This is a genomic window from Streptomyces sp. NPDC032472 (assembly GCF_040636955.1).
Taxonomy (GTDB): Bacteria; Actinomycetota; Actinomycetes; order Streptomycetales; family Streptomycetaceae; genus Streptomyces.
Window position 1 is genome coordinate 1 of record NZ_JBEZVK010000124.1, and the last position, 9986, is coordinate 9986.

6 protein-coding genes and 2 pseudogenes are annotated in these 9986 nt (G+C 69.3%); 4 read left to right on the forward strand and 4 right to left on the reverse strand.

Annotated elements, in window-relative coordinates:
* Positions 1–256: pseudogene (locus AB0F11_RS36120) on the reverse strand (peptidase M6); the annotation flags it as partial.
* A gap of 58 nt (positions 257–314) precedes the next feature.
* Complete coding sequence (locus tag AB0F11_RS36125; protein WP_362183479.1) at positions 315–1580, reverse strand: alpha/beta fold hydrolase; 1266 nt, start codon at positions 1578–1580, stop codon at positions 315–317.
* A gap of 216 nt (positions 1581–1796) precedes the next feature.
* Between AB0F11_RS36125 and AB0F11_RS36130 the strand changes: the two genes are divergently transcribed.
* Positions 1797–3551, forward strand: coding sequence for an ABC transporter substrate-binding protein (locus AB0F11_RS36130; protein WP_362183482.1), 1755 nt, complete (start codon positions 1797–1799; stop codon positions 3549–3551).
* 73 nt (positions 3552–3624) lie between these two features.
* Here AB0F11_RS36130 and AB0F11_RS36135 read toward each other — a convergent pair whose 3' ends face one another.
* The gene (locus tag AB0F11_RS36135) at positions 3625–4815 is read right to left on the reverse strand and encodes a peptidase M6 (RefSeq protein ID WP_362183485.1); all 1191 of its coding nucleotides are present in this window, start codon (positions 4813–4815) and stop codon (positions 3625–3627) included.
* Positions 4816–4916: 101 nt separating this feature from the next.
* Here AB0F11_RS36135 and AB0F11_RS36140 point away from each other — a divergent pair, with 101 nt between their 5' ends.
* Both AB0F11_RS36140 and AB0F11_RS36145 read left to right on the forward strand, forming a co-directional pair.
* Positions 4917–5885: a LysR family transcriptional regulator gene (locus AB0F11_RS36140; protein ID WP_362183488.1), complete on the forward strand. Its 969-nt coding sequence runs from the start codon at positions 4917–4919 to the stop codon at positions 5883–5885.
* A gap of 551 nt (positions 5886–6436) precedes the next feature.
* Positions 6437–6749 (forward strand): annotated as a pseudogene (locus tag AB0F11_RS36145) (IS5/IS1182 family transposase); the annotation flags it as partial.
* Positions 6750–6826: 77 nt separating this feature from the next.
* Here AB0F11_RS36145 and AB0F11_RS36150 read toward each other — a convergent pair.
* Positions 6827–7933, reverse strand: coding sequence for a hypothetical protein (locus AB0F11_RS36150; protein ID WP_362183491.1), 1107 nt, complete (start codon positions 7931–7933; stop codon positions 6827–6829).
* Positions 7934–8296: 363 nt separating this feature from the next.
* On the opposite strand from AB0F11_RS36150, the gene AB0F11_RS36155 reads away from it, so the two are divergent.
* A complete protein-coding gene (locus AB0F11_RS36155; RefSeq protein ID WP_362183494.1) occupies positions 8297–9574 on the forward strand; it encodes a hypothetical protein in 1278 nt (425 codons plus the stop codon).
* The last annotated feature ends 412 nt before the right edge of the window (positions 9575–9986 follow it).

The following is a 9986-nucleotide window of genomic DNA, read 5'->3' on the forward strand; positions in this document are numbered from 1 at the left end:
GTTCGGTGGATTCGGTGGCCGGGGCGTCGGGGAAGTCCACGTACAGCGTCAGGACGCGGCGCACTCCGGTGGCGGGCTGGAACTGGGTCCGGTCGGTGTCGTGGCCCTCGTCCGTCCAGCCGGTCCGGCCGGGGAGCGCGCAGCCGGCGGCGGGGGGCGGCGAGCCGGGGGCAGCGGCCGCGGTGGGGGCGGACAGGCAGCAGAGGAGTGCGACGGACACGGCCAGGGGCAGCAGGCGGCGGGGCGGGGTGGTCATGTCTCTCCTGTCGGAGGCGGGTTGAGGGGTACCGGGGGGGCGGGGAGGCGGGCGGGGTCTACGCGCGGCCCGCTGCCAGGTCCATCAGGCGGGACAGCGCGCAGCCGCCGGAGGCGGTGACGCCGTCGTGCTCCCATTCGTTGGTGATCCACACCCGGGTGGCGCCGACCTCGCGCGCGGTGCGCAAGGAGAGCCCGGAGTCCACGTACATGTCGTCGTGGTAGACGAGTGCGGCGAGCGGGACCCGGTTGGCGGCGAGGCGGCGAGGGTCGTACAGCCGCGGCCAGTGGGGGCGTTCGGCGAGCAGATCGGCGGCGGCGGCGAAGGGGCGCAGGCCCTTGATCTCGCGGAACATCCAGGGGTAGATCATTTCTCCGGTGAGCAGGAGGGGGTCGGCGTCCTCGGCGAACTCGGGGAACGTCGCCATGGCCCTGGACGCCGCCCAGCCACTCGGCCCGGCGCCCTGCCCGTACAGGGTCTCCTGCATGACGGCGAAGAGGGGGTTGTCGGTGAAGCCGGTCAGCGTCATCACCTGGTGCAGGAAGGTGTCGGTCAACTTGCCTTCCTCGTCGAGGGATTCGTCGAGAAGCCAGTGGATCCGCTCGAAGCCGTCGCCCATGCCGAGGCCGAGGCCGAGCGTGCGCAGGCGGTGGGGGGTGAGCCGGTCTCCGTCGGGCAGACGCACATCGGTGGCGGCCAGGAGGCGGGCGATCTCGCGCAGCCTGGCGGTGTCATCGGGGTAGCGGGCGTAGAAGTCGAGGACGCGGTCCCGTACCCGGGGGTAGGTGCGGGCGTAGACCTCGTCGGCGGTAGCCGAGAGACCGGGCAGGCCGCCGGTCACGTAGCACGCCCGCAGGCCCTCGGGGGCCTGGCTGAGATAGGTGAGGGTGATGAAGCCGCCGTAACTCTGGCCGAGGATCTCCCAGGGCTCGTCGCCGCACAGCTGCCGGCGGATCAGCTCGGCGTCCGCGACGATCGAGTCGGCACGGAAGTGGCCGAGATGGTCGGCCAGCCGGGCCGGTGAGGCGAAGCGGGAGGCCGCCCGGGCGGTGACGGGGGTGGAGCGGCCCGTGCCGCGCTGATCGAGGAGGAGGACGCGATGGGTCTTGAGGGCCTGGGGCAGCCAGCCGGGGGAACCGGCAGACGGCCTGGGTGACTTGCCGCCTGGTCCGCCCTGCAGATAGAGCAGCCAGGGAAGTTGCCGACCTGCTTGGGGAGCATCGGTGACCTCCCGGGCGAAGATCTGGATGGTCGGGCCGTGCGGGGCCGCGTGGTCCAGGGGGACGGTGAAAACGTGGTCGACGGTCGCGTAGGCAGGGTTCATGGCTCCCCTTCGCGGCCGCATGGCCGCACAGTGACGCAGTGACGTGTGACATTGCGCGACAGCGTGGCGCGGCCAACGGGTGGCCGTGGAGCCCCCACTTACCCATAACTCCGCGCTATGGAGGCGCGACAATTGTGGGTGCCATTTCACATAACTATGTTATCGGTCACATTGCAGCTTGCTCAGGCTGCCCGACTGTCCACGGAGTGACCACTCATGAACAAGCGCACTCTCCACGCAGTCGCCACCGCCCTGGCGGCGACCGTCGCACTCGGCATGGCCGGCTGTTCCAACGGCGGCCACTCCGGCAGCAGTCGGCAGGACGGGGCGGCGAAGAACCCCGCACTCGCCAACGCGGGGTCCACGGTCGGCGGCACTCCGCAGAAGGGCGGCACACTGACCGTCCTGTCGAACCAGGACTTCTCCCACCTCGACCCGGCCCGCAACTGGGTGATCGGGGACATGGACTTCGGGACCCGGCTGCTCTACCGCACGCTGGTGACGTACAAGGCGGAACCGGGCGCGAAGGGCGGAGAGCTGGTCCCCGACCTCGCCGAGGACCTCGGCGTCCCCTCCAACGGCGCCACGACATGGACCTTCAAGCTCAAGAGGGGCCTCACGTACGAGGACGGCACCCCGATCACCGCCCAGGACGTCAAGTACAACGTGGAGCGCTCCTTCTCCCCCGACCTGCCCGGCGGCCCGGACTACGCCGCCCGCTACCTGGCCGGCGCCGAGGGCTACCGGGGCCCCGCCCAGGGGCAGCACCTGGACTCGGTCAAGACCCCCGACGACCACACGATCGTCTTCGAACTCCGCAAGCCCTTCGCGGAGTTCCCCAATGCCACCGTCCTGCCCACCTTCGCTCCGGTGCCCAGGGCCCAGGACAAGGGACCCCAGTACGACAGCCGCCCGTTCTCCTCGGGCCCCTACAAGATCGAGTCGTACGACCGGGACAAGCGGCTGGTGCTGGTCCGCAACCCGCATTGGGACCCGGCGACGGACAGCGTACGCAAGGCGTACCCGGACAAGCTGGTCGTGGTGATGGGGCTGAGGGCCAACCAGATCGACGACCGGCTCATCGCCTCGGAGGGCGCGGACGCCTCCGCGGTCTCCTGGGGCAAGCTGCGCCCGGAGAGCACCCCCAAGGTCCTCACCAAGGCCGACGTCCGGGAGCGGCTGCTCGCCGAGTCCACCAACTGCACCGAAATGGTGCAGATGCACACTGGCCGGGCCCCCTTCGACAACGTCAAGGTCCGACAGGCCGTGCAGCACGCCCTGGACCGCGAGGCGATTCTGACCGCCTCCGGCGGCCCGGCCCTCAACGACCCGGCCACCGCCCTCATGCCCGGCTCGCTCTTCGGTGGCAAGCAGCCCGACACTCTCGGGATCCCGGCCACCGGTGACGTGGAGGGGGCGAAGCGACTCCTGAAGGAGGCCGGCAAACCGGACGGGATCACCACCCGCATCACCGTCTCCAACGGCGACAAGGGAGTAGCGGAGGCCATACAGCAGTCCCTGGGCCGGGCCGGGATCAAGGTCACGATCGACGCCGTCGACCCGTCAGCCTTCTACGACACCATCGGCGACACCAAGAACCGCACGGACCTCGTCTACACCGGCTGGTGCCCCGACTACCCCTCCGGCTCCACATTCCTGCCCTTCCTCTTCGACGGCCGCTACATCAAGGAGAAGGGGAACTCCGGCAATCACTCGCTCTTCCGCGACGAGGCGACGATGAAACGGATGGACGAGATCGCCGCCATGACCGACGCCGCGCAGGCCAACACGGCGTGGCGGCAGCTGGACGGGGAGATCCTCGCCAAGGCCCCGACCGCGCCCGCCGTCATCGAGCGCATGCCGCTGCTGCTCGGCACCAACATCGCCGGCGCCTTCGGCCACACGTCGTTCGGCGGCCAGCTCGACTACGCCACGATCGGGCTCAAGGACCCGGCGAAGAGCAGCACCTGACCCACCGCGCGCAGCACCCCCGGCTCCTCGGTTTCTTCTCGGAGCCGGGGGCGCTGCCGCATCCATGCGGCTCCTACGACTTCGTGATGCGTACGGTCTCGCCGTAGCCGTCAGCAGCGAGCACGTCGATCCGTACCCCGGCCGCCGAGTCGGTGAACGACTCTCCGGCCCAGAACGGAGCGTCGTCCAGCGGACGGCAGCCGCCGGCCGGTGTGGCGGACGGCTTGGCGTCCATGACCCTGACCGGCCCGTAGCCGGTCCGCACGGAGGTGTCGACCCGGTAGACCAGCGCACCGGTCGAGCAGGAGCCCGCGTCCGCCTGGACACCGCGCCTGGACTCGACGACGTACGCGGTCGTGGGTCCGGTGCGGATCACCGCCAGCTTGGTACCGCTGCCGTACTCGACCGCGGTGAGGTACACGGTGTCGCTGCCCCTCGCGGCCCGGCACACGACCTGACTGTCCCCGGTCCAACCGAGCTTCCAGGAGTGCCAGGCGAAGAACTGCGACCCCCGGCCGCCGATCAGGCCCATCACGTCCCAGCCACCGGTGAAGCGGTGGGCGTCGCTGCCCGCCTCGAAGGCGTACAAGTCGGGCAACCCGAAGGTGTGCGCGGTCTCGTGGGCGACCAGCTTGGCACCCCAGTGCCACATGTCCTGACCGAAGGTCACCGCCCACTTGACCTGGCGGCCGTCGGCCACCACGCCCGCGCTGCCCGGCTCGTACACGTACGTGGGCGTGAAGGAGATCGCCGCCGCGTTGCGCGTCGGCACGACGTACACCATGTCGTAGCCGGAGAAGTCCACGTACGGATCGGCGGCCGCCACCGCGTCCTTGATGTACGCCTCGTGGGTCTCGTGGGTCAGGCCGCGCGCGAAGCCGTAGTCGGTGGAGGCGCGAGGCATGTGAACCCACTGCTGATGCTGGTCGATCGAGAGCCAGGTCCTGCCGTACGAGGCGTACCACAGCCAGTCAGCCCCTGGCGTGATCTGCGCGGAGTCCTCGCTCGGGGCCTCGGTGGCCCGCGCGTCAGGGAAGTCCACGAAGACCATGGCGACCCTGACCGTCCCGACGGCACGCTGGAACACCGAGTAGTCCGTCTCATGCCCCTCGTCCATCCAGCCGGTGGTACCACGCAGGGCGCAGGCCGACGGGCTGTCAGCGGCGTCGGCGGGGGGCGCTCCCAGCAGGAAGAGCAGCAGTGCGGCGGCCAGGGCGGGCAACAGCACCCCGCGCAATGTCGTCAGCCGATGGATGAGTCTCATGGGCGGGCAACCTCCACATTAATGGTGTGTGACATTTCACATAAGCCTGACGGGATCCCACTCCTGTCCGAAAGCTCTCGCCGCTCCATAACATGCGCGGCATGGAACTGGAGGTACGGCACCTGCGGGTGGTGCGCGCGATCGCCGAGGCCGGCAGCCTTACCCGCGCCGCCGCCGCGCTGTCCATGACCCAGCCGGGCCTCAGCACGCAGTTGCGCCGCATCGAATCGATGCTCGGCGGTGTCCTCTTCGACCGGCAGCGGGCCGGAGCCACGCCCACGGCCTTCGGTGAGCTGGTGCTGGCCCGGGCCCACGCCGTCCTGCCGGGTATCGACGCGCTCCTCGCCGACACTGCCCGCGCGGCCCGCCACTTGGCCTCCCCGAACCGCATCCGCGTCGGATCGGTCGGCGCACCCCTGCTCGGCCACCTCATCCTGGCCGTACGGGAGTTGCTGCCCGAGGCCGAGGTGACATCACGGTGCCACTACTCCCCCGTCGCGCTCCTGGACGACCTCGCCGCCGGCCGCCTGGAGGCGGCGGTCCTCGGCGACCACCCCGAACAGGTTCTGCCTCCGCGCGACGGGGTGGTCCTCACCCCGCTGGTCACCGAACCGGTATTCGCCCTACTGCCCGCAACCCACCCGCGGGTGGGCCAGGAGGCCGTGTCCCTGACCGAACTCGCCGATCACGACTGGGCGATGCCCCGGCCCGATGGCGACCGTACCCGCGAGTACTGGTCCTCCGTGTGCGCACTGACCGGCCGCCGCCCCTCCGCCCCCCACGAGGCCGAGGGGCGCCAGCTGATCGAACTGGTCCGTGCGGGCCTGGCCGTCAGCCTCTGCCAGGCCACCTTCTCGCAAACCCCCGGCGTCACCGTCCGCCCCCTCGCGGGAAACCCCCTCTGGTACCGCCACGTCCTGGCCTGGCACCGTGACGGCCCGCTGGCCGCTCACGGCGACGACATCCTGCGGACGGTGGCGGCCGGTTACCTGGACACATGTGCCGCCAGTCCTGTCTACGCGGACTGGCGCCGACGCCACCCGGGCGCGGCCCACCTCCCGCTTCCCTGACCCCAGCGCCCCGATCCTCGGCCCGCACTCTTCCCCTGGGCTTCAAGCGAGTTGGGGGAAGTCCCGGGGAAGGGATCGGAGGCCGTCGTACCCCTTCACCTCGCCGTAGCGGGTGCCGTTCAAGCATCAGGCCGGCGTCCGGGCGCGCTGCGGGAGCTCCGTGCGGCGCACCCGTGGTAAAGCGTCGAGCCCGACGAACGGAACGCCGTCCACGCGGGCTTTGCCCGACCTCGTTGCGATCCTGCACTCGAAGGCCAGGTCCAGCGTGGGTCTGGACCTCTTGACGCGTCGGCCAAGGGGCCCGCAGCAGTCCGGGCTGGGCCGCGAACTCGGGGTTCGGACGCGAAGGCGCGTCAGCCGACGCCAAGCGCGAATCGGAGTTGAGCGGCGGAGCCAGTCCTGGTTCTCCGCCGCTTCGTTTAGTGTCGGCTCGACCGGAATCGCGTCGTGCTCAATGCTGCGCCACCAGCACCGGGTGGGTGGCGAGGGGGACTGACCTAGGGTTTCAGGTCAGCACCAAACCAGCACGGGAGCCAGCAAAGGGGGCGCACCCGCGCACCCGCCCGGGCCACCTCAGCGGCGCTCATGCCACAGCTCTCGGCGCAACCGCCGCTACCTGCGGCGCCGACAGATCAGCACACCATCCCCGAGCCGAGGAATCAGCAGGCCAATCGCTTGCACCGTGGAAGCCGAGGCGGCCGGCCCACCAGCTTCGAGAAGGCCCGCTACGTTCGCAGGAACGAAAACGAAGGGGAGCGACTGTTCGGAAAGTTGAAGATCAACCGGGCGGTTGCCACGAGGTTCGACAAGTGGGCCTACGTCTTCTACGGCACTGTGACCATTGAGGCCATACGCCTGTGGCTTCATGCAAGACCCGACAGACGGAACCTGGCTGACCCCTGGGCTGCCTCCCCAGGTGTCTGGGGAGGCAGATCCGCCGCCTACGCGTCGATGATGACCTCGAACTCCTCGCCCTCCATGATGCGGTCGGACGTCACCGCGTTCCCGAACTCGGAACCCGCAGCGGAGTTGTCCTTCTCGTCGACATGGGCCCGGATACAGGGCGCGTTGGGCGGGGTGCCCCGGTCGACGGTGACGTTCGCGACGTCCCACACGCCGCCGACCTCACGCGGGGTGATGTCGATACACAGGGCACCGTCGTTCCCGCCCTGCACCGACTTGGCGAACGGGTACTCGTCACACGAGTCGTTGGGGATGCCGGTGGCACCCCGGGGAAACTTGTACGGCCCACGGTCACAGGTCAGGGCACGCCTGCCCTTGGCGTTCGGGTCAAGCGGGTCGACATGCCACCGGTTCAGCAGGTGGCCGGGGGTGCCGAACTTGCCCGTGAGGTTCTTCTGCGCCCACTCGTAGGCGACGGCCGCCCCCTTGTAGAGCGACCGGTGGTACGTCACGTTGGCCGTGTGGCCGTCCACGATGCATCCGGGCCAGCTCCCGACCTTGTCGTCACAGCGCACCTTGGGGCCGGGCCAGTCCAGGCGGGTGTTCACGGGCCGCCCGCCGCCCGTGACGGTCTTGATGGTCCCGATCACGGAGTAGGAGGGCTGGACGATCGTGTCGAAGCCCTTGCCGACCGACGAGCTGTAGGAGAGGACGCCGTCCTCCCGGCCCTGCCCGTTCTTCAGGAGCACGGGCGCGCCGCCCCAGGCCGGTGCCCCGGCCGTGCACTGTCCACTGCACGTGGCGCTCAGAGCCATCGTCACAGCGGCGATATTGGGCGTCATGTCGGTGACATGGATCACGATGTCCTCCTTCCACTGCGCCTGGGGCAAGGAGTTCATGGCCGCTGCGGCGAAGACCAGGACATGGGCCTGGCCGTTCACCTTGTTGTCCGCGCCAAGGGTCACGTACTCGGCCAGGTACCGCGTGCAGTACGCCTTGCGGGTCGAGGGGATGGGGTCGAAGGGCTTATTCGGGTCGTCCTTGAGGCAGAGGTCCGCCCCCGGGTTGGCCCGGGCCACCCGGGGGGCTGCGGCGGCGAGGGCGGAGGCGGTGGCCGGCCCCGTCTTGATGCAGGTCCAGGCCATGCCCTCGCGCCGGAGGTCGGGCCCGGATTTCGTACAGTCGCCGTGGCCCTTGGGGACTGTACGGCTCGTGGGTGGTTGGGCGGCGGCCGGTTGGGCGCCCACGGCGCACAGGGCTGCGGTAAGGGCGAGCGAGGCTATCGCTGCCAGGCCGCGTCTGATGTGTTTCAAAGGTGGTCCCTTCCTCCGGCGGCCCCGTTGCGGGCACCGGAGTTATGAAACCGGGCAACTCCTGTTCATATCACTCGAGAACGCGACAGCTTTTGATCCCATTTGGCCAGTTGTGGTCTAGACCTGCTGTTTCCGGCGGCGCTAGTTTTCCTCACACTCACCTCACAGACCACGCACAGCAGAGGAAAGGCAACGATGCGCCGCACGACACCCCCCCTGGGCCGAGGGCTCGGAGCGCTCTTAGCCACCGCGACGGCCGCCGTAGGCCTGGCCGCCACGCCGGCCGCCGCCACCCCGGCCGCTTCCGGGCAGGCGGTCCAGCCCGGGCAAGCCTGTACCGCGGCCGACCTCGGTACCCGCCACCCGGTCATCAAGACGACCGAAGTCACCCCGACGATCACCCACTTCAAGGGCTGGTACGTCACCCAGGGCTCCACCGGCAGCCATACCGTCACCACCAGCACCCAGACCACCATCTCGGTGTCCGTCGGCCTCAACGGCACCGTTCAGGGAAGCTTCGCCGCCGAGGCCCTCGGCAGCGTCGGCGCGAGCCTGGGCCTGAACGTACAGGTGAACTACTCCTCCACCAGCAGCGAGTCGAACTCAGTCTCCTGGAACTTCTTCGAGCCCGGCTACTACGGCCTCTACAAGGGCACCAAGAAGGTCACCGGCACCTACAGCAGCCTCAACTGCAACCGCATCCAACAGGGCGACGGCAGTTGGGCACTGAAGTGGACCGAGGGCCCCGACAGCGGCAGCTACACCACCTACACCGCGCTCGAAGAAGGCGCGGTGCGCTGCGAGGACAAGGTCCCCACCAACAGCATCATGGCCAAGGCCCAGGGCCTGTTGGACTGCGGCTCCCCCGCCGCCACCACGAAGCACCCGGCAGGTCCCGTCCCCTCGCCCAAGGCTGACCAGGCCAAGCGCGACGCCGACAACGCCACAACAGCCGCCAAGGCCGCCAAGGCCGCCAAGAACATGAAGGCCCCCCAGGCCGCCAAGCCCGCCCCACGCGCCACCCTGGACTGCCAACCCGGCGCCTACAAGATCGATGTCCCCGGCAAGCCCCTGAACTGGAGCGCACCGCTCCTGGCCAACGACGGCATCCGCCTGCGCGAATCGAACTTCTTCAGCGCCCACCTGGACAACTGGCGACTGTGCAACGTGACCGAGCACAACGGCGTCATCGAGGCGTCCCTGTGGAACTGGGGCAACGGCGGATGCGCGACCATCCCGGCGAACATCGCCAACCAGGAGCAGGCCTACCTGACGACGGCCACCTGCGGGGAAGACGACCTCCAGCGGTTCTACATCTTCCGCGACGTACCCGGCAGCACGAAGATCGGTCTGCAGAACAAGTACACCGGCTCCATGATGGGCCACGACCGGTACGCGGACGGGGAACTCATCCGCCAGTACTCCAGCGGCCGGCACGACGGAACGGGTACATATACCCTGAGCGGAGTCTGACGGCCCCCACCCCGTGAGCGCGGCCCCGCACGTGACCCCCGGCCGCCCGGTTCCGTGCGGGGCCTCCGCGCCTCTATCCCGAGCCCAGCCTCGGGGACCAGTGCCCACGGCTGAACGTCCCCTGCTGCATGCGGCGAACCCCTGCCAAGATGGTTCGCGCTTCAACCCGACACAGAAGCAAGGTCGCCGACTTCCGTCACGGCCTGGAGGACCGGGGGTCTGGCCTACTCTTTGATCTTTTCGTAAGTTCGGTGGGTGTGGTGGGTGGAGGGTCAGGCCGGTATGGGCGAAAAATGACCATGGCAGTTGTGGGTTGTGGTTGATGCGGTGGATGCCTTGCTCGGTGGCGTCGGCGACATCGGCGAGGTGGTCGCTGGCGAGGTTGGCGAGTTCACGCTTTTTGAGCGAGGAC